General features: G+C 36.6%; 28 protein-coding genes and 1 pseudogene. 12 read left to right on the top strand and 17 right to left on the bottom strand.

Translation table 11 applies throughout. From position 1 onward, the window contains the following. Positions 1-383: 383 nt before the first annotated feature. The 3 genes and pseudogenes from ABFG93_RS22130 to ABFG93_RS22120 form a co-directional block, all read right to left on the bottom strand. Entirely contained in the window at positions 384-1,694 is a 1,311-nt protein-coding gene (locus ABFG93_RS22130) for a voltage-gated chloride channel family protein (protein WP_347552953.1), read from the bottom strand. 10 nt (positions 1,695-1,704) lie between these two features. Then, positions 1,705-2,313 (bottom strand): DUF421 domain-containing protein, encoded by a 609-nt coding sequence (locus ABFG93_RS22125; RefSeq protein WP_347552952.1) that lies wholly within the window; start codon positions 2,311-2,313, stop codon positions 1,705-1,707. A gap of 214 nt (positions 2,314-2,527) precedes the next feature. Then, positions 2,528-2,902 (bottom strand): annotated as a pseudogene (locus ABFG93_RS22120) (YitT family protein); the annotation flags it as partial. Here ABFG93_RS22120 and ABFG93_RS22115 point away from each other — a divergent pair. Beyond that, the gene (locus ABFG93_RS22115) at positions 2,835-3,254 is read left to right on the top strand and encodes a pyridoxal-phosphate dependent enzyme (protein ID WP_347552951.1); all 420 of its coding nucleotides are present in this window, start codon (positions 2,835-2,837) and stop codon (positions 3,252-3,254) included. The pseudogene ABFG93_RS22120 and the gene ABFG93_RS22115 sit on opposite strands and share 68 nt — an antisense overlap. 121 nt (positions 3,255-3,375) lie before the next feature. On the opposite strand, the gene ABFG93_RS22110 is transcribed toward ABFG93_RS22115, so the two are convergent. Further along, a complete protein-coding gene (locus ABFG93_RS22110) occupies positions 3,376-4,005 on the bottom strand; it encodes a homoserine/threonine efflux transporter (protein WP_347552950.1) in 630 nt (209 codons plus the stop codon). 141 nt (positions 4,006-4,146) lie between these two features. On the opposite strand from ABFG93_RS22110, the gene ABFG93_RS22105 reads away from it, so the two are divergent. From ABFG93_RS22105 to ABFG93_RS22090, 4 genes are all read left to right on the top strand, one after another. After that, positions 4,147-4,974, top strand: coding sequence for a TrmB family transcriptional regulator (locus ABFG93_RS22105; protein ID WP_347552949.1), 828 nt, complete (start codon positions 4,147-4,149; stop codon positions 4,972-4,974). A 359-nt stretch (positions 4,975-5,333) separates the two neighbouring features. After that, entirely contained in the window at positions 5,334-5,960 is a 627-nt protein-coding gene (locus tag ABFG93_RS22100; RefSeq protein WP_347552948.1) for a LysE family translocator, read from the top strand. Between the two features lie 229 nt (positions 5,961-6,189). Beyond that, complete coding sequence (locus ABFG93_RS22095; RefSeq protein WP_347552947.1) at positions 6,190-6,627, top strand: VOC family protein; 438 nt, start codon at positions 6,190-6,192, stop codon at positions 6,625-6,627. 234 nt (positions 6,628-6,861) lie between these two features. Then, positions 6,862-7,224 (top strand): CPBP family intramembrane glutamic endopeptidase, encoded by a 363-nt coding sequence (locus ABFG93_RS22090; protein ID WP_347552946.1) that lies wholly within the window; start codon positions 6,862-6,864, stop codon positions 7,222-7,224. Positions 7,225-7,837: 613 nt separating this feature from the next. Here the strand turns inward: ABFG93_RS22090 and ABFG93_RS22085 are convergent. Continuing rightward, positions 7,838-8,269 carry an Lrp/AsnC family transcriptional regulator gene (locus tag ABFG93_RS22085; protein WP_347552945.1) on the bottom strand — a complete coding sequence of 144 codons (432 nt, stop codon included), beginning with the start codon at positions 8,267-8,269 and terminating at the stop codon, positions 7,838-7,840. Positions 8,270-8,386: 117 nt separating this feature from the next. Between ABFG93_RS22085 and ABFG93_RS22080 the strand changes: the two genes are divergently transcribed. From ABFG93_RS22080 to ABFG93_RS22070, 3 genes are all read left to right on the top strand, one after another. After that, entirely contained in the window at positions 8,387-8,803 is a 417-nt protein-coding gene (locus tag ABFG93_RS22080) for a carboxymuconolactone decarboxylase family protein (protein ID WP_347552944.1), read from the top strand. Positions 8,804-9,210: 407 nt separating this feature from the next. Beyond that, complete coding sequence (locus ABFG93_RS22075) at positions 9,211-10,473, top strand: APC family permease (protein ID WP_347552943.1); 1,263 nt, start codon at positions 9,211-9,213, stop codon at positions 10,471-10,473. 7 nt (positions 10,474-10,480) lie between these two features. After that, on the top strand, positions 10,481-11,050 hold the full coding sequence (locus tag ABFG93_RS22070) for a bifunctional transcriptional activator/DNA repair enzyme AdaA (RefSeq protein ID WP_347552942.1): 570 nt from the start codon (positions 10,481-10,483) through the stop codon (positions 11,048-11,050). A gap of 646 nt (positions 11,051-11,696) precedes the next feature. On the opposite strand, the gene ABFG93_RS22065 is transcribed toward ABFG93_RS22070, so the two are convergent. Continuing rightward, complete coding sequence (locus ABFG93_RS22065) at positions 11,697-12,161, bottom strand: hypothetical protein (protein ID WP_347552941.1); 465 nt, start codon at positions 12,159-12,161, stop codon at positions 11,697-11,699. 292 nt (positions 12,162-12,453) lie between these two features. Here ABFG93_RS22065 and ABFG93_RS22060 point away from each other — a divergent pair, with 292 nt between their 5' ends. Further along, the gene (locus tag ABFG93_RS22060; RefSeq protein WP_347552940.1) at positions 12,454-12,630 is read left to right on the top strand and encodes an IS3 family transposase; all 177 of its coding nucleotides are present in this window, start codon (positions 12,454-12,456) and stop codon (positions 12,628-12,630) included. Positions 12,631-12,696: 66 nt separating this feature from the next. Here the strand turns inward: ABFG93_RS22060 and ABFG93_RS22055 are convergent, their stop codons facing one another. From ABFG93_RS22055 to ABFG93_RS22035, 5 genes are all read right to left on the bottom strand, one after another. Then, positions 12,697-13,467 carry a DUF4386 domain-containing protein gene (locus ABFG93_RS22055; protein WP_347552939.1) on the bottom strand — a complete coding sequence of 257 codons (771 nt, stop codon included), beginning with the start codon at positions 13,465-13,467 and terminating at the stop codon, positions 12,697-12,699. Positions 13,468-13,749: 282 nt separating this feature from the next. Beyond that, complete coding sequence (locus ABFG93_RS22050) at positions 13,750-14,412, bottom strand: thiamine pyrophosphate-dependent enzyme (RefSeq protein WP_347552938.1); 663 nt, start codon at positions 14,410-14,412, stop codon at positions 13,750-13,752. A gap of 27 nt (positions 14,413-14,439) precedes the next feature. Beyond that, a complete protein-coding gene (locus ABFG93_RS22045) occupies positions 14,440-15,141 on the bottom strand; it encodes a thiamine pyrophosphate-binding protein (protein WP_347552937.1) in 702 nt (233 codons plus the stop codon). Positions 15,142-15,501: 360 nt separating this feature from the next. Beyond that, a complete protein-coding gene (locus tag ABFG93_RS22040; protein ID WP_347552936.1) occupies positions 15,502-15,900 on the bottom strand; it encodes a hypothetical protein in 399 nt (132 codons plus the stop codon). A gap of 1 nt (position 15,901) precedes the next feature. After that, positions 15,902-16,114: a helix-turn-helix transcriptional regulator gene (locus ABFG93_RS22035; protein ID WP_347552935.1), complete on the bottom strand. Its 213-nt coding sequence runs from the start codon at positions 16,112-16,114 to the stop codon at positions 15,902-15,904. A 296-nt stretch (positions 16,115-16,410) separates the two neighbouring features. Here ABFG93_RS22035 and ABFG93_RS22030 point away from each other — a divergent pair, with 296 nt between their 5' ends. The 3 genes from ABFG93_RS22030 (at position 16,411) to ABFG93_RS22020 (ending at position 18,701) form a co-directional block, all read left to right on the top strand. Continuing rightward, entirely contained in the window at positions 16,411-16,641 is a 231-nt protein-coding gene (locus ABFG93_RS22030) for a hypothetical protein (RefSeq protein ID WP_347552934.1), read from the top strand. Between the two features lie 215 nt (positions 16,642-16,856). Further along, positions 16,857-18,065, top strand: coding sequence for a hypothetical protein (locus ABFG93_RS22025; protein WP_347552933.1), 1,209 nt, complete (start codon positions 16,857-16,859; stop codon positions 18,063-18,065). Between the two features lie 12 nt (positions 18,066-18,077). Beyond that, complete coding sequence (locus ABFG93_RS22020) at positions 18,078-18,701, top strand: PH domain-containing protein (RefSeq protein ID WP_347552932.1); 624 nt, start codon at positions 18,078-18,080, stop codon at positions 18,699-18,701. Between the two features lie 70 nt (positions 18,702-18,771). Here the strand turns inward: ABFG93_RS22020 and xerS are convergent, their stop codons facing one another. From xerS to nikC, 6 genes are all read right to left on the bottom strand, one after another. Next, positions 18,772-19,893 carry a tyrosine recombinase XerS gene (gene xerS, locus ABFG93_RS22015; RefSeq protein ID WP_347552931.1) on the bottom strand — a complete coding sequence of 374 codons (1,122 nt, stop codon included), beginning with the start codon at positions 19,891-19,893 and terminating at the stop codon, positions 18,772-18,774. A gap of 83 nt (positions 19,894-19,976) precedes the next feature. Further along, the gene (hepT, locus tag ABFG93_RS22010; RefSeq protein ID WP_347552930.1) at positions 19,977-20,381 is read right to left on the bottom strand and encodes a type VII toxin-antitoxin system HepT family RNase toxin; all 405 of its coding nucleotides are present in this window, start codon (positions 20,379-20,381) and stop codon (positions 19,977-19,979) included. Then, positions 20,371-20,766 (bottom strand): type VII toxin-antitoxin system MntA family adenylyltransferase antitoxin, encoded by a 396-nt coding sequence (gene mntA / locus ABFG93_RS22005; protein WP_347553240.1) that lies wholly within the window; start codon positions 20,764-20,766, stop codon positions 20,371-20,373. Before mntA ends, hepT begins: the two co-directional genes overlap by 11 nt. A 311-nt stretch (positions 20,767-21,077) precedes the next feature. Then, a complete protein-coding gene (nikE, locus tag ABFG93_RS22000) occupies positions 21,078-21,899 on the bottom strand; it encodes a nickel import ATP-binding protein NikE (protein ID WP_347552929.1) in 822 nt (273 codons plus the stop codon). After that, entirely contained in the window at positions 21,896-22,741 is an 846-nt protein-coding gene (gene nikD, locus ABFG93_RS21995) for a nickel import ATP-binding protein NikD (protein WP_347552928.1), read from the bottom strand. Before nikD ends, nikE begins: the two co-directional genes overlap by 4 nt. Before the next feature lie 23 nt (positions 22,742-22,764). Next, positions 22,765-23,592, bottom strand: coding sequence for a nickel ABC transporter permease subunit NikC (gene nikC / locus ABFG93_RS21990; protein WP_347552927.1), 828 nt, complete (start codon positions 23,590-23,592; stop codon positions 22,765-22,767). Between the last annotated feature and the right edge of the window lie 2 nt (positions 23,593-23,594).

Below are 23,594 nucleotides of genomic sequence, written 5' to 3'. Positions count from 1 at the left end.
ATCGGAACGAGAGGCTAGTTTTTTAATATGAAAACGTAAATTAGAATGATATGATTTTCACATTCCAATTTTAGATGAACAATTTGTAGAAGGAGGACATAGTCTTCAGCCGCCATATTAACTTTGTGTATAATCCTTATTTTATAGATCATTAAATTCATCATATTTAGTCTTATTTATTTCGGATTCTCTCTGGATATATTAGTACTAACCTTAGAACAATCACTTGTGAAAGTAATGCTGATTTGAAATAATTGGTATTATGCAATCGCGCCGGATTGTTGAAGACTTGAATTCGAGATAAATTGCAAATAAAGATAAACTAAAGTGTGTAGGAGAATTAATCAAAAGTAGGTTTATTAGAATAAGTAACCATTCGCTTACTAATCCCTGGATTTTTTCTTTTTTTCAACTTGTTCAATGGTATCTCCGTTGGCGATATTATATAAACTGCTTTTAGGTTGATATATTTTTTGAGAAGGCCATAATCCATGGTGGCCTGAAAATATAAAACTCACTAGACAAGCAACAAAAAAGTACTCTGCTCCTTTTCCGTCAAACATCTCCATGGCCAATAGGAAAGCTGCTATAGGAGTATTCGTACCAGCACTGAAAGCAGCTATCATTCCTAGGGCAGCAAGAAATGAGATGGGTAAATCCATGAAGTCATGTAAAGTGTTGCCTAATGTTGCCCCCATAAAAAATAGAGGTATGACTTCTCCACCTACAAAGCCAGTGCCGAGCGTAATCGCTGTAAATAGTAGCTTTGCAAGGAAGGCAAAGGGAGGTACATCTTCTTTAAAAGATTGTTCAAGCATCTCTAAACCTCGACCGTTGTAGTCTTGTGAACCTGCTATTAAAGTTAATACTACAATGATCACTCCTCCAACAAAGGCTCTTTTCATATGGTTTTTCTTGAAAATTTTTTTAGATAAATTTTGTATTCCGTGTCTTAATTGGCAGTATGAAATACTTAATAGGCTGAAAATAACAGCTGCTAATATAACTTTTGCAAATGTAACAAGAGACGTCTCAGGTAGAGTTTGAATTATGAATTCTACGTGTTCAACTCCCAAAGCCGATGTTGTTATATAATGGCCGATAAAACTAGCTACAAGGCACGGAACGAGCGCTTCAAATTTCATCTTTCCTAAAGCAGCCATTTCCATTCCGAAAACGGCACCTGTTATGGGTGCTCCAAAGGCCGCGCCAAACCCAGCGCTTATCCCACTCATCAGGAGGATTTTAGTGTCTGACTTATTTTTCCTGAAGAACATGTTAACTGCTTGAGCTACGCTGCCGCCCATTTGGATAGCTGCACCTTCTCTTCCAGTTGACCCCCCAAATAAGATGGTTATAAAGGTTCCCAAATAGACGATGGGGCCTATTCTCAACAGAACTTTTTTCTTTCCATGAACTCCTTCAATTACTAAGTTATTTAATTCAGCTGTGTCATGCAGTGTGTTATTTAAAAACACCTTTCCAAAGTTCATATATATGTACCCGAGAACAATTCCTCCTAAAGGAAGAAAGAAGATGAGCCATCCGCTTTCTTCTCTTACCTCTCCTAAAAAATCGTTAGTTTCTAATAGGAAAGCAGTGAACGAACCCACAACTATACCAATCAGGCTGCCGAAAAATACCCATCGACTAAGAACCGTGAAAAAGGTTTTATATTTTAGTTTTCTATCCATTTTGCATTCCTCATCTTAAGCCTTCGGGAGGTTTTTTTAGATGTTTTTTATTTTTAACTTCCTCAAAAAGGTTATGTGATTCATCTGGTTGATCTTCTGTTGTTTCAATGGGGGCAGGAGAGTTGTTTTGAATCATCGTCATCAGCATTTGAATATCTTTTTTAGTAGAGTATTGGAGATTAGGTTTTAACATATATCCTAACTGACCATTCGATTCGATGGTTGCCCATTGTAAGTCACTGATGTTTTGAATGTTTTGTTGTCTTAATCGCACTTCAAGCATATCAACCGTTAAACGTAATTTTTTTAAATTGCTTTCATTAATCTGTCCATTTTCGACAACCATAAGAGATTTTCCATAAATTAAAGTTTCTAGAGCATCATATTTCAAAACGATATACTCAATAAACAGAAGGGTAAGGACCATTAAAAATGTAATTACCATAGTAATCCAAATGTTCCTCTCGCTTACAGGTTGAATAATTAATGAACCAACAGCTATCATCATGACAGTCTGGGCAACCGTAAGCTGTGAAATTGACTTTCGTCCAGCTAACCGCAAAATAAAGACTCCACCAACGACAATAACAATAGATTTCCATATGAAATGTAAATCCAAAGAAGATCCTCCTTTTATAACCACCCCTATATATAGCTTGTTAAGGATATTTAAAAATATACATAGTAAAACCATAGGGCTAGAAATGTTAAAGAGGGTAGAAGTAGGGTAATGGCAGGATTGTTGAAGATTCAGTTTCGAGATAACCTAGAAAAAAGCAATCTATATTGAATGCTTTTTACCTCTCAAAGTTTGCCGATATACTAGGGTTTATTCATACTTGGCCCAATACCTTTTTAGTAAATGACATAAAGTAGTTAAGTATTAGACCACTTAAACAAACGATTAATAAAGTTCCAACACCAATTGGTCCTCTAAAAATCACAGCCATTATTAAGAATATAAGGTAAATGAATGATCTCGAAAAAAATATATTTGTTCTAGTTAATTCTTGTATGATTAACGTTAATCGGTCAACCGGGATCGGTGCAAAATTTGTGTGTAGATATATTGCAGTACCTAATCCTATAACAATTAAGCCGATTCCAAAGTAAACAACTTTGCTGTACCATAGTTCAGGTGTGAGCAAATTTTTTAATAAAAAAAGCCACATATCGATACTAATCCCCGTTATAAATGCTGTTAACAACATTGAAATTCTACAACAAAATAAAGACATTGATACCATCGTAGTGCCTATAGGAGGAGGAGGGTTAATTACAGGAATAGCTGTAGCAGCTAAATCTAAAAAACCAGGAATTAGAGTCATAGGAGTGCAAACAGAAGCATGTCCTGCCATGATAAAATCTTATGAGGACAATACCTTTTATGAAGAATATCCAGGTGAGGAATCAATATGTGATGCTCTTGTTGGAGGGATTGGAAAGCTTAGCTATGATTTAGCAAAAGATTACGTCGATGACTTTATTGCTGTATCAGAAGAGTCTATTGCTAAAGCAGTTAGTTTCATGGCAAAAAAGGGCTATCGCTTATTGTGCTAACGGAGCAGGTTAGTTGAACAATGATGTTAGTTGCATGTTTGAAGCAAATGAGGACAAAAAAGAAAAACCGTTCAGTTGTCTGAACGGAGAAAGTTGAATTAGAAGTGTTAATAAATAAAACTTAAATCCCTGTTTTAACGCCAAAACTTACTAAAATTAAGCCAGTTGATTTTTGGAATACTTTCTGAAATTTGGAGTTATTCAACCATTTTTTTGCGTAATCAATTACATAAACAAGGGTTAGAAACCACAATACAGCAAGGAAAGTAAGGATTGATGCTAACACAATCAATTGCTGATTTACATTTCCGTTCAAATCAATAAATTGAGGCATGACAGTTATATAAACCAAAACAGTCTTTGGATTAAGAACATTACTAAGTAATGCTTGCATAAAGGACTCTTTATTATGCCGACTTGAAGAATTGGTAGGTGCATTCGCTTGTGCTTGAATTTCCTCTAAAGAAAACACACTTTTAGCAAAAAAACTTTTTATACCTAAATAAATTAAGTAAGCAGCTCCCAAATATTTTATTGTACTAAAAAGAATTACAGACTTTGCAATGACAACAGATAATCCAAGAATAGCAACAAGCGTCCAAAAAGAAAGTCCCGTTGCCATTCCGAGAACCGTATAACGTCCAGCTTTTGGACCATAGCTGAGCGTGTTTTTCACCAGGAGCATAGTATCTGCTCCTGGTATAACAACCATCATTGCAGCAATTGAAATGTATGTTAGTAAGCTATCCATGTTGTTTCTCCCTTCCTTCTCTAATAGTGACTACCAAAGTAACTACTTATATGAGTATATCAGAAACATTTGGAAATAAACAACAGATTTTGATAAAATATTAGTTACTAAGGTAGCGACTAATATTTTGTTGGAGGGTTTATGAAGGAAATCATTTTTGAAACATTAAAGAATCTAAATTTTACCGAATATGAAGCGAAAGCGTATCTTACCTTATTGGATGAATCTCCATTAACTGGATATGCAGTAGCGAAAAATTCTGGTGTACCACGTTCAAGAATATATGAAGTTCTAGATAGTCTTGCCATACGAGGAGATATTCTGGTTAGTCCTGGAAACACGCCGCAGTATACTCCTGTTCCTGCAAAGGAGCTAATTAAAAACCGCCGAAGGGAAGCAGAAGAGAATTTTGAACTGGCAGAAAAATCATTAGCGGAGTTCGAACGTTCTGCAAATGACCGTGAAAATATCTGGAATATCACGGGACGCAATGAAATACTCGATAAGGTAAAAGATTGTATATTATCTGCAAAAAAAAGAATTCTCTTAGAGCTTTGGAAAGAGGAATTCGAAGAATTGGAGTCTGAACTAAGACAGGCAGCAAAAAGAAGGGTCAACATAACAATTATTGCTTATGGGGAAATCGCCTCTGATTTTGCTAATGTTTACCTTCATTATATGGGTCATGAAATTACAGAAGAGTATGGTGGACGATGGATTGTTATTAGTGCAGATGATTCAGAAGTAGTAGCAGGTATTGTCTCGCTGGGGAAAGATAGCCGTGCAGCATGGACAAGGCATGTAGGTTTAGTAATGCCAATTACAGAAGTCATGATTCATGATTTGTATCTCATGGAAATTATGGAGAAACATAGAGAACTTTTAGAGGAAAGTTTTGGGGAAAACCTCGTGAATTTACGCCATAAATTCTCTATTCACCCAGACTTTAAAAAACATTATTTAAAATAAATTTGTACTATTGTCTGTTTTATACAACATAAGAAGAACAGCATTTCTTCATAGCAAATAGGCTGTTCTTGTTCAACTAAAGGGTGCGATGTGGAAGACTCGATTTCGAGATAATTAACGTTTTGAAACCAAAATCGTTTTACTTCGTACATGTGTTATAAGGTTTTTTAATTAAGGAGAATAAAAAACAATAAATCCATCAGCAAGATCTGTCATTATTGCGAATAAATATGACATTCCCTTAGAAGAAGTGTTCCAAGCGCACAAAGAAAAGCTTTCCAAAAGATATGACATTTAATATAGAATATAGCATGATGTAGTTCAGATTATCATGAATTTGTCTGTTAAGAGGTGTGTAAATGGATATAGCAATGGTTTTATCTTATTTAGGTGTTGTAGTATTCCTTACTTTAATGCCAGGTCCAGATATTTTATTTGTTATTGCTCAAAGTATTTCTCAAAATAAAAAGGCAGGGATTGCAACTGCAATCGGACTTTGTACTGGTCTAATCGTACATATAAGTGCGGCTACTTTGGGGATATCTGCACTTATCTATCAATCTGCACTTGCATTTTCTATTGTAAAATACGCTGGAGCTATTTATTTGTTATTTTTAGCTATTCAATCATTTAGAGAAAAAGATATGGATCTCAAGGGCACTAATAATAAAAGGTTGTTCAACTATAAGTCATTGTACAAAAAAGGGGTTCTGATGAATATTTTAAATCCTAAGGTTTCCCTTTTATTTTTAGCATTGTTACCTCAATTTGTAGATGAATCAATAGGGAATGTCACAGGACAAGTATTTATTTTGGGAATGATTACAATGGTTCAGGCATTGGTTATTTTTGTTGGGATTAGTATTTTATCGGATAAAATACGCTATTTATTAGAACTCAACTCTTTTATTGCGAAAAGAATAAACGTTATAAAAGGGTCAATATTGGGAGTTATAGGGGTACAGATTGCATTTAGTGAGAAATAAACTGAAGTTATATAGTACTCATGAAAGCGTTGGTCTAAATAATGTTGGGAAGCTTAGTGGTTAATTAGATAGATTATTAAACGGGGGCAAATGCGTAACAAGGTGACTTGCCTCCTTTACTTATGCTGTGGTCCAGTTTGTGGAATAAAGAGGAAAAGCTCTTAAGCAATCGAGAAGAAATTTTTAGGAGACGTATTTGATAAACTTAGGAACATAGGAGGTATGAGGTATGAAGGTCCATAGAATAGATCATGTGGGTGTAATCGTAAATGATCTTCCTGCTGCTAAAGCCTTTTTTCTTGACCTTGGACTTGAAGTGCTAGGGGAAACAGAAGTGAAAGGAGAGTGGGTGGAACGGATAATTGGGCTTACTGATGTTAGAGAGACGGTTGTAATGTTAGGGATGCCAGACGGCCAGGCAACTTTGGAATTGGTCAAATTCCATACGCCGTCAGATGAAAAAGGTATTCAGCAATCTTTTGCAAATACCTTGGGTATCCGGCATATTGCATTTGCTGTTGAAGATATTGAAGGCGTTGTTGCCAAATTGAAAAAGAAAGGCGCGGAACTTTTTGGTGAGATACAAAACTACGAAAACGCTTATAAATTATGCTACGTTCGTGGGCCAGAAGGGATTATTTTAGAGTTGGCGGAGCAAATCAAATAAATATTGAGGAAACTTTGTTAAGCAAACGGGGGCGATTATCTAATAAGGGGTAGCCGCCTTTCTTTATTTTTGTATTGGGCAATCCTTCTAATACATTAATGCAATATTTCGGTCTTTTACCATTGGCGTTAGGATTATGTTTTTACCTCATAAGAACTAAAAAATGGAGGAACTTCTTTTCTAAGGGTAGCCCTTCAATTGGATAAGAAGAGTATCCTTCACTGATCTCCGTTAGTGGTAGTTTTAACTCTTTTATTAATTGGTAATGACGGAATAAGTGTCTCATCCGTATCAGAGTTACTGCTGGTATTAGGAACGCAAATCCTTGTTGTTGCATTCATTGAGGAAATGGTTTTCCGAGGATTTATGATTAATATTCTGATTTCTAAGGGTTTCAAGGTTGCAGTTATTACATCAAGTTTCCTCTTTGCTTTAACTCATTCCCTACAACTTCTTGGTGGACAATCTATTGAAGACACATTGTTGCAAATTACATATGCTTTCTTTATAGGGATGGTTCTTTCCCTGTTAGTGGTGAACAACCAATCGATTATTATTGCCATTACTTTTCACGATTTAAACAACTTTTTATTATGACGGCACAAACTAATGGTTCTTCAATTTATAATTACTTACTTATCTCCATCCTAATTGTACATTCTGTATTTTTATGGTCCAAAGCTCTGCGGTCCAATGAATTGAAAATAGACAGCGTTAGTAAACCAGCGGTGTAACAAATGTATTTGTTCAACTATAATGGGGCAAATCAAGAATAAGAATGATTGGGAGTGTGTAACACAATGAATGTATTGGTTCAACAGTAGAACTGGATTCAGCAAACTAGGGAAAAACTGTTTCAATATTTGGAAACCGTAACTAAAGAAGACTACACTCACGAATTTGATAATTTTGGTTGGGGTTCGATGCGAAACCTACATGTACACGTTACGGAGTTATCAATTCATGGCTGGGGAATTTTGGCCTTAAAAAAGGGCTTACCGTTGTAACATCTGATCAAGTAAAAAATGTGGAAGATATGCGACGAATTTTTGGATATGAAATAACTTTTGAAAAAAAGTACTTAAACAATCGAGGAGCATTTCTTCAATAAGAATATATTAGATATTTTAGAAAAAACCTTAACTTATTAGGCGCAATGTCAAATAGACATGCACCCTTTTTTTTGAGGATTCTTATTAATTGAGATACTTTAAAGCTTTTGGTTTGTTTCAACACTTGAAAATATGACATGGGTTACGGTTTGTGCTAAATCTGAAAGATTATTTATAAAAATTTCTATATCAGCTAATCTCTCAAAGTGTAATTTCATCATATAACAAGCTTGACCTGCAATTCGATGACAATATTCCACATTATTCAGTTTCTCAACCCTTTTCTTAAACAACTCGTACTGTCCATTTTTAACGGTGGTCTCTATTATACAACTGACTGGATAGCCTGCTTTTTCATAATCAATTTTTAAATGGTACCCTTTAATTACTCCGAATGATTCCATTTGTTTTATTCTTTCTGTTACAGCAGGAGAAGACATACCTACAATTCTTCCTAATTCCCTCATGGATAACCGACTGTTTTGATTGAGTTGATTCAAGATTTGTTTATCCTTAGTATCTAAATGCATATGTAAAGTATCCCTTCTATTTTTTGTTGAAATGCAAATTAAATTGGTCTAATGCTTTAAATATAACATGTAACTACGTGTTAATCTTTTCTATAATCATGACGAGGAGGGAGAGCAATGCCAAGAATAACTTTTTCTGAAAATGGAAGCAGTTCGTTTCAACAATTACTAGGACATAATCAACAAGTAATGAAAGAATGGAATGACTTGGGAGGGGTCTTAGAAGCCGAGGGTTCCTTATCCTCTCAGTTAAAAGAGCAAGTTAGAAGAACTTTAGCACAAGAGAATGGGTGTGAATATTGCAAAGCGAAAGGACATCCGGAACCCCATTTATTTGATGAAAAAACGTCAGTTGCAGTAGGATTTGCAGAAGCTTTTTTGTTCTATAGAGGCAATATACCCTTGACTGTATTTAATGTGTTACATAATTCATTTGGTGATGAAGAAATAAGCGAACTTTGTGCCTTTGTATGTTTTACTACGGCATCTCAGTTTTTTGGTGCCATGACAGGATTACAACCTGATCCTTCTTAGAAATTAGGTGAGTGACTCTTAACTTGGCCATACATAATAGTGCTTTGTTGATCTTCAAGAGTCGAGGATGAGACATATATATAAAACAACAGAGATATTAGGCATTAGTTTATTTGACTACCTACACCCTAGTGTTTTCATTTCACCAACTATATGTACTGTGATTTTTTTACTAATTGATGAAATTACAAGAAGTAACTTGAGGGAAAATCATTCAAAACATGCTTTAAACAATTAAAGAATGGTTGATGTTATCTTGAATTCAAGTATTCAAGATAAGGGGGCGATTATTCAATAAGAATAGTCGCCTTTTCTGGGTAGTTTAACTTAACGAAATTAAAAAGCAATATAAGAAATGAATTTGAGATTACTAACTTGATACGATCATAGTAAAAGTTGGTGGTTTTATGGAAAAGAAAACGATTGGGTTATTTCAAGCCATCGCATTATATGTTGCAGCAATTCTCGGGTCAGGAGTGCTTTTTTTATCAGGAGTCACCGCCTCGATAGCCGGACCTGCCTCACTATTGTCTTGGTTGATTGTTATTATCATGAGCTTTCCCCTGGCCTATTCATTTGCCTGTTTAGCCCGGGAATTTCCCGATGCAGGCGGTGCCCCCACCTTTGTTAGGAAGTCGTTTGGTGATCACCTAGGGAATATTACAGGGTGGTTCTATTTTGTCACGGCTGCATTTGGTCAGTCAATTGTTGCTTTAACGGGGGCTTTTTATGTAAGTAATGCTTTTGAATTGTCCCAATTCCAGAGTGTTTTTATTGCCGTCTCTATCTTATTGGTTGCTGGAATTACGAATTACTTAGGTATAGAAGTCAGTGGGAAAGTTGCTTTAATTATCAGCTCATGTTTATTGAGCTTATTAGTGATCACTGTCTTCCTATCATTACCAAAAGTGCAGATGATTCATTTTTCTCCTTTTGTTTCGAAAGGATGGCCTTCTATCGGTACAGCGATAACTGTTATCTATTGGGCATTTTTTGGTTGGGAAGCTATATGTAATCTTGCTACTAAATTTAAGAGACCTCATAAAGACATTGTTAGGAGTACCATTATTAGCGCAGTTATTATAGGGGTTTTATTTTTAGCTTTAAGTTTTGTTACGATTGGTACAGCAACGTATGGGAATATGGAAAGTAATTTATCCCCCATTGGAGTTATTATTGGAAATGAATTAGGAATAGGAGCACAAGTATTAACGGCTATTTTAGCTTTTATTATTTGTATAGGGACGTCCAATGCTTTTGTAGCTAGTCTTGCTCAGCTTGGATATTCACTGGGGAGAAACGGTGCTTTTCCCAAAAAACTATCTGAAGTACATGTTCCATCGGGGATACCTCGTCGAATGATTGTTTTTGTCATTTTATTTGCTATCATGGGCGTTTTCACTACCTTATCTTTCTCTATGACCTTCAAAGATATATTGTTCATCCCTACTTCTTTGGGAATTCTCGTATATATTTTTTCAATGGCTGCAGGCATAAAATTGCTTGAGAAAAGATCTCTGTCTTGGTTTTGTTCTATAGTAGCGCTAATTCTTTGTATACTTGTTCTTCCTTTTTTTAGATTATACATTGTAGTTCCTTTATTAGTTATCGGATTCTATTCCCTCTATATGATTTTTCGAAAGAATATCTTGATTCACGAAAGAAGGTGATCTCTACATGGAGATAAAAAATGAACTCTCCCTCCTAACTATGTGGAAGGCAATAATTACTTGTGATGCTACCTACGACTCTCGGTTTTTTTACGCTGTAAAAACGACCGGCATTTTTTGTCGACCTTCCTGTAAATCTAGAACCCCAAAATACAATAATACGGTTTTCTTTATAGTCATTGAAGATGCTTTCGATAATGGTTTCAGACCTTGTAAAAGATGCAGACCAGACCTTTTATCAGAGAACTATGATCCTCAAACAGATATTGCTGAACAAGTAGTGACTATTATTAATATGGATTACACTCAAACGATTCATCTTAAGGATTTGGCTCACCAAGTAGGAGTAAGCCCTTTTCATTTAAATCGAATATTCAAATCAAAGATCGGCTGTACTCCACATATGTATTTAGAAAAAATCAGAATTGAGAAGGCAAAGGAGTTGTTGTCTTCAACATCATTATCTAGCACTGAAATTGCATACCAAGTTGGCTATGGGTCTCATTCAAGCTTTTATAAAAATTTTCGGAAGAGGGTAAACTGTTCTCCCAAAGAATATAGAGCCAAAGTTCCGTGAAAATTGATAAGTGTATTATCTTGATATCGAGTCTTCAGGTTTAGGGAGCGATTGTTTAGTAGTGTGTTCAATCCTTAGACCCAAAGTGAGCATGTCACTCTCTTTATTTCAACTTCTTGTATAATGTATTTTGCGAGAATATCAATTTCTCACTCAGTGCAAAGATATTCATCCAGAAATAGGTCAGACTTATTGATCCTAATAGAATGTACAAACCGCAAACCCCCACACTTTAAAGTGTGGGGGTTTGGATCATTTTATTTTATTTCAGGGGGAAGGAGTTCGGGGAAGCTCCTTGAGTCATAGATTATCATAACAAGCATTATATTATTATGGGAGATTTTTGACAATTTAGCATTTATTGACCTAATAAAATCTTTTGTTTTAATCGTATAGGTGCGTATATTGGTGAAGTTATTAAAAATAGTATTAATCAAGACTTTTACTTGTATGAGTCTGATTCTGTCCGTAATTATTCGTCCAATCTTGATGGAGCGTTTAGTAATAACAACACACAGAGTGTTCTTTATACTAAAAAGAGGGATATGGTTATATTACCTTTGGATGTTGTATTGCAATTTTTGAAAGGGAACTCACCATACAGTAATCTTCTTACTTACGTAAAAGAAACGATTAAGCAACATACTTAAGGCTGTTTGAACACTTCGTCCTGCCACAGTTGATATAGATAGATAATAAATGCAAAACCGACCATCATAGCAACAATAGCTATTGTGGGCAAAGTCGATTCACTCGAAACAAGCCCAATCCGTTGCCATACCGGGTAAATGATGTACATAAATAACCCGTCCAAAAGTATATTGACAGTCAAATACATCCAAAATTTCCCGAAAGTAAAGCGAAATATCCAGATAACTATAACTAAATATGCTCCATACACCCAAGGAACCGGGACGACTTTATCCCACCCGAACAGACTGGAACCTGCTTCTTTCCACCATCCGTAATGGTGAGCCGCTTGATATGCTAAGGTATGAATAACGGTCATAAATAGAGCGACCGGCATGTACCTGCGTACAGTCTCCGTTTTCAAAAAAAACAAAGACGCCCAAGGCAATATCAAGAGTGACCAGAGAATAATCTGTTTCATGTAATTAATACCCCACATTAGTTTTATGTATAGTGTTACCCTCGGTTCATATATTTATTCGATTGAAAATGCCAGAAAGGATTCATTCTTGCACTAAAGGGTCTACGGACGAGATAATCCCCTTTTAGATATCTCGATTTTGAGTCTCCGGATAAGGGGGGAGCTTTATTAGGTTCCATTCTGTAAATTCTAGGTTAGTCGTGATCATTACGCTCGCCATATTTTAATTTATGATAAATCACCTCGATTCTAAGTCTTCAAGATACGTGAGCAATGTTGGGACAAGACCTCTATGGAATCTTTATTCGGACACATGAAGGATGAGATTGATTTTAAATCGTGTTTCTACGTATTTGAGGTGAAGCAAGCCATTCGGGAATACATGAATCATCACAATAATGAGCGTTATCAATGGTCATTAAAAAAGATGACCCTAGTTCAATACCGTGGTCACCTTTTAGCTGTCTAGGTGGTTTTTATTAAACTCATTTTATGAGGTACAGTTCAAGCCATCTCTTGCCCAAGAACTAATACTTCATAATCTATCTCCGTATTCATTAGGTTTTATATCAGTAGGATTGAACCCTCTGACTATCAGAAAAATTGCAAAAAACAGCTCGCAAAAAGCTAGTGGTGCATTTAAGATAAAGTAGACTGGATTCATTAATGTTATGATATTCAACATCAATATTAACGTAGCCACTAGAGTAAATGAAGAACCAATAATACCCCATATTGATAACCATCTTGGGATAAGTTTAATTTTATATAGGCAAAAATAGAGTATCAATCCGCCAATACTCCATGGCAATATCATTCCTATATGATTCAGAATATCTCTGCCTTGTCTAAGCAATTCAGCTATTATTTCAAAATATGCTGAGTTAGCTTGGTTAGCAGCTACAAAATTCTGACTCAACCATAATAAAAGAAGAAGAGAGCCTATACTGGCAAAAAGAAATCCAGCTCCAATTATCCTGAAACCGAAATATCCCACCGCTAAACCTTTGTTGTATTTTTTAATTATCGGATACAATAATACGGTTATAATTACATATACTACGGCCATTGCAGCTTGAAAAAATATTGCGACCAAAACTTGCATTTCGATTTCAGGCAATTTTTCAAGATAATCTGGTTGTTCTAACGCTGGAACAGAACTAAGTATTCCAAATATAAAACTGAATATTAACAGTAGACCAAGGAAGATAGCGGTTCTTCTGTTTGATTTTATGATTATTCCCTCCTTTCCCCAAAAACACATAAGCCTTATGAGCTTTGTGTTATCAATAAATCTTCCTGACATTATTGATGCATAATTCCCTTAAGAACCCGAAGGGCCAGGCTGCGAAAAAAGCAGTTAGTCTAGGCAACAAAATTGCAAATAAGAAAATATAAATTAATCCTTCCATGGGCTTCTCCCTAATTTAGCTATATGCTCTTATAATATATATCAAAACAAATTCCCCAAAAAGGATTATGTAAATTTTTTAAAATCTTATTTTGTATATGCAACAATACGACAGGTGTATTCCAATAGAAGCTCAGCAGATTCGCCGATAGTAGCACGTATTGCATCTTCTCTCAGTTAAACCCGATTTAATGTAGGAGGGATCTCATTTGGGTCGACCATAACTTCTACTACAGTTGGACCTCCTTCCACAAAAAGGGCTTCATGAATCGCCTCTTTTATTTCCATGGCAGTTTCGCAGCGATAAGCGCGAGAACCTAAAGCCCTTGAAAATCGAGCAACCTCTAGACCGACTGAATACGAAGCACCTACAGAAGAGCCAAACCACTGTTTCATGCCTTTATCAACCATATCTAATTGATTGTTGTTAAAGACAATGAAAAGAAGAGGAAGGTTTAGATCAACAGCTGTCGCCACTTCAGTTCCATGCATGTAAAAACATCCATCGCCGGTTAAACAAATAATAGGACGCTCTGGCTGACGGAGTTTTGCACCTATCGCATACCCGATGGCATGCCCCATTGAGCCAAATACATCATCAAAAAAGAAAGTTCCGGCTTGAAAAATATCGAGGTGTTTAATGGCATAAAAGGAATGGCTTCCATCGTCACCAAAGAAAATGGTCTCGGATGGGAGTGATGACCTGATCGCATGAATGGCGATTTTTGCAGAAAGGCCCCCTGGTTCTCCAGTTACTGAGGAAGCAATCGTTTCCTTCTCTTGTGGGAGTTTTTTTCGTCCTAATAGTAGGCATGGGTTCGACTGTTTCTCTTCTGTCATCCGATAAAACTTTTCAAGATTGTGTTGTCACACAACTGGAATTTGCCAGTGTTCGGCAAGCCACTGAACATGCTCATAGGCTTTCGAAAGGTGCACACCTTTCCCAAGAAACAACAAAGGGGATTTTGCTTCTTGCAACCTTTCGAAGACATTCTCTAATTCGCTTGAAACGACCAATGATCGGGAAGAAGGGAGTGGGATGGTGAACGAAGCACATTCATCTCGTAGCACATCCATGGGGATGGAAAGATGGACAGGACCCTTGCGACCTGTTTTGGCTCGGTCAAGTGCATGGCGAAGCATCATCTCAAGCTGATCTGTTCGGTCAACTCGCGCGCTAAACAGTGTGACGGGTTCAAACATTTTGACAAGATCTGTTCCAAACAGAGAAGAATCCTGCCCAATAGGCTTTCCTAGTTCCCGACCAGAAGGCTGTCCAGTCAGAAACAACGTGGGTGCATGATATGCTTTTGCCTGTGCTGCAGCTGTTAAAAGATTGGTACCACCAGGACCGGATGTCGCAATCGCTACGCCCAGTCCTTCTTTTAAGAGAGAATAGCCTGATGCCGTAAACCCTGCACCAGATTCATGTCGGTTTAACACAAAGTGCACGCCTTGCTGCTCAAGTGCCATTATTAAGGGAACAACTGGTTTTCCTGGTAAGCCGAATACATGGGAAAGCCCCCATTGATTAAAGTGACGCGCCAAAAGCGTAGCTACGTTTTCCAATCAGGTTAGTTCCTTTCTCTTGCCAAAGGTAGCGTAAATTGCACGATGGTGCCCACGGTCGAGTTTATCAAAAAGAGGAACGATATCTAATAAACATGTGACCTCTTTTTGATGAGAGAACAACACTTCTATGTTTTCCAATTTGTTTTTTTCTCGATATGGATCAGCGAATACCTATTAAGTTGAGAGTTTCATAGTTTTCATCATTTTGAACGGTGATAAAACCAGCTAATCTCCCGTCAAGATATTAGCTGGTTTCCGTACCATTACAATAATAATCGAAAGAATAAAAGTCCGCCGAAAACTTTTTTGATAACTATTCTTGTAAACGCCAAATTCTTCCGAATACTTTTTTCATTTTTAATCCTCCGTTTCTTCTTGATTATTTAAGTAATCTCGTATCATCCATCTTAAAATCAAACTAATTAATATCAGGTATCCAATCAACTTCGGATATGTGATAGTAATTATAGAGTTTTGAATTAGCAACGTGCCAATAAGTAAAACGAGAATAGTTAACCAATAAATAAGATTTCCTGCAAATAAGGCATTTTCTCGTGTACGTTGGTCATGCTGAAGATTAACCTTATTCCAATTGCCTTTTCTATGAATATCTAGACCAAGTGTAATCAATTGAATTGTTGCTAAAATAGCAATGATTAATGTTAATTTAGAGTGTGAGATGAAGAAATAACTAATAAACAAAAACAGTGGAATCACCATACGCATAATAAAATTGGTTCGATACGATAAATTCATTTTATTCTTCTCCCTCAATCCAAAATAATTTTTCAAGCGGACATTCTAAAACAGTTGCTAATTTAAGTGCAGTACCAATAGATGGTTCATATCGTTGTTTTTCAATCGCTATAATCGTTTGTCTTGTAACGGAAATACTTTCAGCTAATTTGTCCTGTGTGATACGCTTCTCCTTTCTAAATTCTTTGACTGAATTTCGTACACCATGTTTCATGAATTACATCCTCCCTGAAATGTAATGTGCACATTACATAAACCAATAATATAAAAATTTAAATGTAATGTCAACATTACATTTAAATTTTTACTAATTCGAATTTTTCCATCCTATTTGTAAACTAAAACAGTCAGCATCTATATAAAAATTGAAGTAAACTGCCCGTTACTTTAAATTCACATTTTCACAATCTCTTCCTAATTAAAGGCTGTTTATATTTAACATTCATGACCAAACATACATTCGTATATGATGGTGATACAGAAGAAAAGAGGACGGGGATAGATATCAGTATGAATGAAAGTCGTATGTTTCAACCAGATACGCTTGCCGAGATTTATACAGCGATGGAGTTCTCAACAGAAGTGGTTATTACATACAAACTTAAAGAAAAAATCATTTCAATCCATGGGAGCATTCACTACCTGGATTTCTCTTCTCATCAAATTCGAGTAATTAATCATCTCCATGTTGTTCATCACATACCCATTGATATGGTTGAGTCAATTCGGCCTATAGAATAGACAATTCGTTTTTAAGTTCGATCGAATGAAGAAACCAGATAGTAACTGGAAAAGGGATAGTATAATTCCAGTTTGAAAGGACTATTTATCAAAAAAATGCTTCCTATGGCTTCTTACAAGGTAAGAGGCCTTTTTCAATATTTGTTAATTCCTTCTATTATTTGCTATAAAAACATAACAATCTAAACGAAGAACTTATAAAAATGGGGTATTATATGAGGAGTCTAATTATTTTATTTACTATTTTTCTAGTTTTTGCGATTCAAAATAGCGCAAGTGCACATTCTGGAGGAACAGATGCCAGTGGCGGACACAAGTGCTCAGACACGTCAAAAGCAAAAGGGCTCTGTACGGGGTACCATTCTCACAATGGAGGAAGTGATTCATCCGGTAGTTCTTCTGAATCAACTTCAACATCTAGTACTTCATCATCTCAGTCCAATGATAAAGATTGTACCGATTTCGCCAGCTATGATGAGATGATTTCTTATTGGAATGCAAAAGGGTACACAAAAGATTATGATCCAGAACGGCTAGATGGTTGGGGGAACGTAGTGGATGATGGGATACCATGTGAAGCGCCAAGTGGCTATGACACTACAAAAATCAACGGTAGCCCAGCTCAAATCGCTCAAAATGAACAAGTATCTGGAGAAGAAGCAGGCTATCCAAAAGGACTAGAAGATGGTTATGCCAATAAAGAAGAGAATGCTACATCTAACGAGGATTCTGCTAACTACCGCAATGGTTATGAACAGGGATATAAAGAAGGTCAAAGTAAGCTAAATGCTGAAAAAGAAGCTGCCGAGAAAGCTGGCTATGAAGGAGGCTTAAAGGAAAGTAAACTGACTATCCCAGCAGCCTATAATAATCATTCTGCTTTAAAAGCGTCATTTGAATCTGGATACGATCGCGCAATCGAAGAAGTAACCCAGGAAAGAGAAGAAAAGTATGCGAAACAGGGCTATGAGGATGGAAAAAACGATAAAGCCAATCCACCCTCTGTAGAGGAGGAGAATTATCGTAAGGCTTACGAAACAGGATTTGGAAAAGGACAAAAAGAATTGAAAGATTCTTATATTGAAAAAGGCTTTAATGATGCCTTTACAATGTTGAAATACAAAACCCCCGGTTTCAAAGCAGAAAAGTACAATCAGTGGTACAAAGAAGGGTTTGAATCACTCACAGAAGTCCTTGATATTCAGGAAACTGCATACCAATCAGGACTAAGTGGCGAAGCGTTGGCTATTCCTGAAGAATACGTTGCATCAGAAGAAGTGTTTACTCACCATTACGAGATAGGCGCTACAGAATATGATGAGATTAAGCAAAAAGAAACGACACGAAATTCTGTTGGAATTGGCGCCATCATTCTAGCATGGCTCGGCAGACGGTTTTATGTAGCGAAAAAAATGGTGGCTTAGGGGAGATCTTTAATGGGTGTATACAGAACGGTTTGTTATAAAGTAGAAGATGTTTTTGTCAGGGTACTGAGTCGAAAACAGGATTCCGAAACAATTACCATGAAAGTAATGGATTATAGAGGCTCAAAAGAAGCTCAAAAAGCGAGGAAAAAGGAAAAGGCACAGCAGCGAGCTGCTGTGGCACAACAACAAAAAGAACGAAAAAAAGAACAGGAACACCAGGAAGTTCTTGGTCTAATTGCAAAGGTGATGAACTTAAATAAAAATGATTATACCAAATACGAATACAATGAGATAAAAAGGAATAAGAGCTTCTTCACCAACCTTGTGGCAACAGTCTATGAACCTGGGGAATACGGCTTCTGTTTCTTGAAATGTGAATTCGATATGTCAAAAACGAAGGAACTAAAAGGATACTTGATTGTGACCAATAAACGAGTCTGGTTCATATCAAATGACTTCCGTACTCAGCAAAAGTTTCGTTACCAAACCATCAAAGACGTAAATTGGTTTAAAGACGGCATGCTCGAAAAGGGGCTAAAGATCCAGTATGGGACTAAGAAACTTGAATTCGATGAGATTTTCGATGAAAAGCAGATGCAACGTGTGGCGAGTAAAATTAAACAAGCTTTATAGAGTAAAAAAGAGACCCTTGGGATCTCTTTTTCATTTTTTTAATCTTCGTATTCAAATCATAAGGTCAAGTCTAATCCTTATTAGATCGGGCTCTATTCCTCTTAGCACCCAACGCCTCTGCTGCACGTTTCGCTTTTTCCTGGGTAGAGTGAACATATAAAACAGAAGTCGAGGTCGAGGAGTGACCCAGCTGTTCCATCACAAGCGATAAGTCCTTGCTCTCACCCATTAAGTTTGTGGCATACGTATGCCGAAGTTTATGGGGAGACATCTCTTTTCTATAAGATTTGGTGTACTTTCTCACCAAGTCCTGAATCGTACGAACAGAAAGAGGAGTCGCTTGTTTCTTATATTTAGAGAGAAATAAGTACTCATGTTCTGCATCCGTTCCACCATATCGTTCACATCGAATGGCCAAGTAGTTAGCGATGTCATCAAAAACCTCTGGAATAACGTGAACACTGTCCATTTTATTTCCTTTACGTATAACAGAAATGCTGCTGTTTTTGATATGAAGATCTCTCACTCGAATGTCTGCAAGCTCGTTTAATCGAATCCCACTTCCTAAAAAGAGAGATAGAATCGCAAAATCACGCTCTTTATCCCTTAAAAAGTAGGAGCGTTGCCTTTCACTCAGGGAATGCTCGTAGTCATTTAGAAGGTAGTCTAAAAAAGCGACATCATCATCTTCTTGAAATATGCTATCGGCCAGTTTTCGACTGCGTTCGTTTAGCGTTTCTTTAGGTTTTATAACCGCTATTTTTTGCATCACATTGCGATGGAAGAGAGGTTCGCCATCAACTGTTTCCGTTTGAGTAGTTAAATACTTAAAAAGGGAGCGTAAAGCAGACTTCTTCCGATTAACCGAGGTTTTTTCTCTCTTTTTTGATTCGAAACGAGAGATATGAATTTCCTCATTCGATACCTGGTTAAAGTAAGCACGTGCTGCATCTAAAGGAAGCGTAGCCAGTACCTCATGTGAAATGTTTTTAATAGGACCTTCATCAGCAAACCCCTGAGACTGAAGCCATACCAAAAAGCTCTTAATATCAATCACATAGTTCAGAATCGTTGAAGCTGATCGTTCGTTTTCTTCTAACGCGAGTATATAATCACGAACATACTCAGGAAGAGAAGGGAGGAGGGCTTCATATTTGCGTTGATGATTCAATTGTTGTCTAGAAGTGGCCATACATGCTATCTCCTTAAAATAAATAACTTCGTGTATAATACAATTTTTACACGTTTTTGTTACCATAATATAATTATCTTAAACTAGTATGATAAAGTGGTTTTCGTAAACTCCATAAAGTCGATTAAATGATCCTCAAGGATCTTCTGTAAAATGACTAGATTGACTTCCTGGTAATCATGAACGGCAATGTTTCGAAATCCTACCATCGCTTTCATCTTTTGACTAAGAGGGGAGGAGATGACCTCTTCATTTTCAAGAAAAGTAAAGGCATCACGGCTGTTTTGAGGCAGCCCAAGTTTCTTCTCGGCTACGATATGCATCGCTAGGTCGATACTAGCTTCACAAGCTCTTTGAAGGTTAAGGATAATGGAATCCTGTTTTGTGAAGTTGCTTAGATTAGCTGGATTATCAGCATATTCCTCTCTAACCCTACGTACACAACGTTCAATAATACTGATTTTGTTTAAAATGACGTCATTCTTCATTAAACACCGTCCCACTTTCCTCAATGTCATCGATGATCAGTTTCCGTTCTTCACCTAATTTGGCGTACATCTTTAGAACTTTCATTTCATAATTCATGCGTGTTTGCTCATCTGAAGAATAAATGATTTTACCTGTAGCCACGATTTGCCCCTGAAAGACTGTCGATGCTCTTCTCAAATCAACCAAGTCAACGTCTCGATTCACTTTTGTGGCCAACTGCTGAGCGAGCATAAATACCTCATATTCATCCAACGTGACAGGTGAAAGGAAAGCGACATCGAGATCACTTTTTGCATGAGATGTTCCTTTAGCTGTAGATCCAAACAAGTAAATCAAATGAGGGGATACCGTATCTTTTAACGTATTCACGATTTCCGTTAGCATCTTATTATCCAATGGAATAACCTCCATTAATTGGTTTTCTTCTATTATAGCAAACGTTTGTTTCGTTTACTAACAACTATTCGTAAAACTGATATTATACACGAAGTTAAATGAAGAGAGTGACATGCTCTCTTTCGGTCTAAGGATTGCACACGTTACTAAACAATCGCTTCCTATAACGGAACAAAAAACGTGATCCAATATTCTTGAATTGTCCCCTTTAAACCACAAAAATGTCACAGCATTTTAATATGTTGTGACATTAATTCTCCGGTTTATTTCTAGCTGAATAAACGATTAACCCTACAGTACTATGTCTTGTTTGACTTCGGGGTAAGCGAACGATAACGTGGATGTTCAGCGAGAATAGAGTCTCGCATTCGTTTTATAGCAGGATGGTGAGATTTCATAAACTGATCCTTTGAATCATATCGATCAATAAGTTCTCCTTTTTCAAGCACACCAAGCTTATCAGAAATGGAAAAGGCTGCTTTAATATCATGGGTAATAAAAAGATAAGATAATCCGAAGTCGACTTTCAATTCGCTTAATAAATCTAAAATTAAACTTTGTGTAACCATATCTAAACTACTAACTGATTCATCTAGGACGATTAACTTCGGTTTAAGTGCTATTGCTCTAGCGATATTAATCCTTTGTAATTGTCCACCACTAAATTGATGTGGGTATTTTTTTATATCATCTTCACTTAATCCTACTCGTGCCAATAACTCCATAACCCTTCTTCTCTGTTCTCTTTTGGTGAGTTTTTCATAATTCTCTAATGGCTCACTTATAATACGTTCAGCTGTCATTCGAGGATTAACCGATGAATATGAATCTTGGAAAACAACTTGTAGGTCGCGACATACCTTTCGTTGAGTCATCTTATCTGCATTATAAATATCGTATCCTTGAAACAGAACCTTTCCTTGCTGTGGGGGTTGTATGCCAAGAATCACTTTCCCTAAAGTGCTTTTACCAGCTCCACTTGCACCAAGTAAACCTAAGCATGTTCCTTCTTCAATAGAAAAGGAAATATCATGAAGTACCTTTTCGGATTGATCCTTCCATTTAAAGAGTTTCTTAGAATTGTAGCTATAACTTACTTCTTTTACTTGTAATAAGCTCATTCGTTTCCCACCTCTGCAAGATGGGGAATAGGTTGTTGTTCACCGTATAAGGTAGGCCTTGTTCTTAACAGTTTCTTTGTATATTCATGTTTTGGATTATCAAATAAATCAAAAACATTTGCTGATTCAACAATTCTTCCTTTTTTCATCACGATTACATCATCTGCCATTTCTGAAATCACTCCTAGATCATGAGAAATGAGCAGAATAGATGTCCCATATTCAGAGCGAATTTTGTCTAATAAGCGAAGTATTAATAATTGGTTATGAAGATCTAGTGCAGTAGTTGGCTCATCAGCAATAATAACAGAGGGATGTAAGCATGCAGCCATGGCAATCATCACCCGTTGAAGCATACCTCCACTCAATTCAAAAGGATAACTTTTTAGTAATTTATCAGGGTCAGGCAAATTTACACTTTGCATCATATCAATCGCAAGCTCCTTTGCTTGCTTTTTCTTTAATGAGGTATGTGATCTAATCGTTTCATCAAATTGATGTCCAATCGTAAAAATTGGAGTAAAGGCATTCATCGGATTTTGCATGATAAAGGCAATATCTTTTCCGCGAATTTCTCGCATTTCTTTGTTTTTTAAACCATTTAATTCTCGTCCTTTTAGTGTAATACTACCCTGAATTTCCGCTTCTTTCCGTTCAAGTAGCTGTAATATAGACATACTTGTGACTGTTTTACCACTACCACTTTCCCCAACAAGACCCATTACCTTCCCTTTTTGAATTCCAAAATTAATGTCTTGAACAAGTGTGGCAAAACCATTATTTGTTTTTACTTTCACATGTAAGTCCCTCACATTTAAAATATGTTGCCCTTTTGTTTCCATTATTTTATCAGCCCTTCTTTTTATCAACGTTTAATTCCAAAACGTTCTGATAGTGTCTCGCCTAATAAATTGAAGGTAACGACTACAAGCATAATCATTAGACCAGGATAAACCATTAATAATGGATTTGTCCTGATATATGATTTCCCTTCGTGTATCATGGCTCCCCACTCCGGTGTAGGGGGTTGCACACCTAATCCTAAGAATGACATGGAAGATAAATGCATGATAGCCCAACCCATTTCTAATGTTCCCATTACTGCAAGTGGTGGAAGGACATTAGGAATGATATGTTTCTTCATAATTGTCCATTGAGAAGATCCACTTATTTTAGCTACGGTAATATAGTTCTGTTCTTTCAGACTTAGAACCACACCTCGAATGACCCTTGAGTAATAGACCCATTGTACGAAAATTAATGCAATTACGACTTGTGTAAGGCCAGCTCCCCATATACCAACTAATCCAAGAACTAGCAAAAGGTCTGGGAATGCCATCACACCATCTGCAAATCTCATTAACGCTTGATCCACCCAACCACCTTTATAACCCGCAATAAGGCCAATAATCAAACCGATGCTTAAAGATGAAATGAAAATCAATGTAGCAAATCCTAGCGAAACGCGAGCGCCATAAAGAATACGTGAAAACGTACATCTTCCTAAGTGGTCTGTTCCTAATGGGTAGTTCAAGGAAGGGCCCTGAAGTTTATGAGCAAAATTAACTAAAGTGGGGTCATTAGGAGCAAGCCACGGAGCAAAGATTGCGATAAACAATAGTGTGCATAAGATTAGAGAACATAGTATAATCACTTTTTGACTTTTTACTAATACGCTAAAACTTGCAATCATTG

The organism is Pseudalkalibacillus hwajinpoensis, assembly GCF_039851965.1.
GTDB lineage: Bacteria > Bacillota > Bacilli > Bacillales > Guptibacillaceae > Guptibacillus > Guptibacillus hwajinpoensis_E.
Note: the sequence above shows the minus strand (reverse complement) of the source record. Positions and strands in the feature narration are given on the sequence as shown.

Coding starts and splice junctions, on each gene's coding strand:
- ABFG93_RS22060 (WP_347552940.1), top strand. CDS start 12,454: ATGGAATCTTTATTCGGACACATGAAGGATGAGATTGATTTTAAATCG.
- ABFG93_RS22065 (WP_347552941.1), bottom strand. CDS start 12,161: ATGAAACAGATTATTCTCTGGTCACTCTTGATATTGCCTTGGGCGTCT.
- hepT (WP_347552930.1), bottom strand. CDS start 20,381: ATGAAGAATGACGTCATTTTAAACAAAATCAGTATTATTGAACGTTGT.
- ABFG93_RS22130 (WP_347552953.1), bottom strand. CDS start 1,694: ATGGATAGAAAACTAAAATATAAAACCTTTTTCACGGTTCTTAGTCGA.
- ABFG93_RS22020 (WP_347552932.1), top strand. CDS start 18,078: ATGGGTGTATACAGAACGGTTTGTTATAAAGTAGAAGATGTTTTTGTC.
- ABFG93_RS22055 (WP_347552939.1), bottom strand. CDS start 13,467: ATGTCAGGAAGATTTATTGATAACACAAAGCTCATAAGGCTTATGTGT.
- nikE (WP_347552929.1), bottom strand. CDS start 21,899: ATGAGCTTATTACAAGTAAAAGAAGTAAGTTATAGCTACAATTCTAAG.
- ABFG93_RS22035 (WP_347552935.1), bottom strand. CDS start 16,114: ATGAAACATGGTGTACGAAATTCAGTCAAAGAATTTAGAAAGGAGAAG.
- ABFG93_RS22100 (WP_347552948.1), top strand. CDS start 5,334: ATGGATATAGCAATGGTTTTATCTTATTTAGGTGTTGTAGTATTCCTT.
- xerS (WP_347552931.1), bottom strand. CDS start 19,893: ATGGCCACTTCTAGACAACAATTGAATCATCAACGCAAATATGAAGCC.
- mntA (WP_347553240.1), bottom strand. CDS start 20,766: ATGCTAACGGAAATCGTGAATACGTTAAAAGATACGGTATCCCCTCAT.
- nikD (WP_347552928.1), bottom strand. CDS start 22,741: ATGGAAACAAAAGGGCAACATATTTTAAATGTGAGGGACTTACATGTG.
- nikC (WP_347552927.1), bottom strand. CDS start 23,592: ATGATTGCAAGTTTTAGCGTATTAGTAAAAAGTCAAAAAGTGATTATA.
- ABFG93_RS22070 (WP_347552942.1), top strand. CDS start 10,481: ATGGAGATAAAAAATGAACTCTCCCTCCTAACTATGTGGAAGGCAATA.
- ABFG93_RS22025 (WP_347552933.1), top strand. CDS start 16,857: ATGAGGAGTCTAATTATTTTATTTACTATTTTTCTAGTTTTTGCGATT.
- ABFG93_RS22075 (WP_347552943.1), top strand. CDS start 9,211: ATGGAAAAGAAAACGATTGGGTTATTTCAAGCCATCGCATTATATGTT.
- ABFG93_RS22085 (WP_347552945.1), bottom strand. CDS start 8,269: ATGCATTTAGATACTAAGGATAAACAAATCTTGAATCAACTCAATCAA.
- ABFG93_RS22050 (WP_347552938.1), bottom strand. CDS start 14,412: ATGACAGAAGAGAAACAGTCGAACCCATGCCTACTATTAGGACGAAAA.
- ABFG93_RS22030 (WP_347552934.1), top strand. CDS start 16,411: ATGAATGAAAGTCGTATGTTTCAACCAGATACGCTTGCCGAGATTTAT.
- ABFG93_RS22110 (WP_347552950.1), bottom strand. CDS start 4,005: ATGGATAGCTTACTAACATACATTTCAATTGCTGCAATGATGGTTGTT.
- ABFG93_RS22080 (WP_347552944.1), top strand. CDS start 8,387: ATGCCAAGAATAACTTTTTCTGAAAATGGAAGCAGTTCGTTTCAACAA.
- ABFG93_RS22095 (WP_347552947.1), top strand. CDS start 6,190: ATGAAGGTCCATAGAATAGATCATGTGGGTGTAATCGTAAATGATCTT.
- ABFG93_RS22105 (WP_347552949.1), top strand. CDS start 4,147: ATGAAGGAAATCATTTTTGAAACATTAAAGAATCTAAATTTTACCGAA.
- ABFG93_RS22040 (WP_347552936.1), bottom strand. CDS start 15,900: ATGAATTTATCGTATCGAACCAATTTTATTATGCGTATGGTGATTCCA.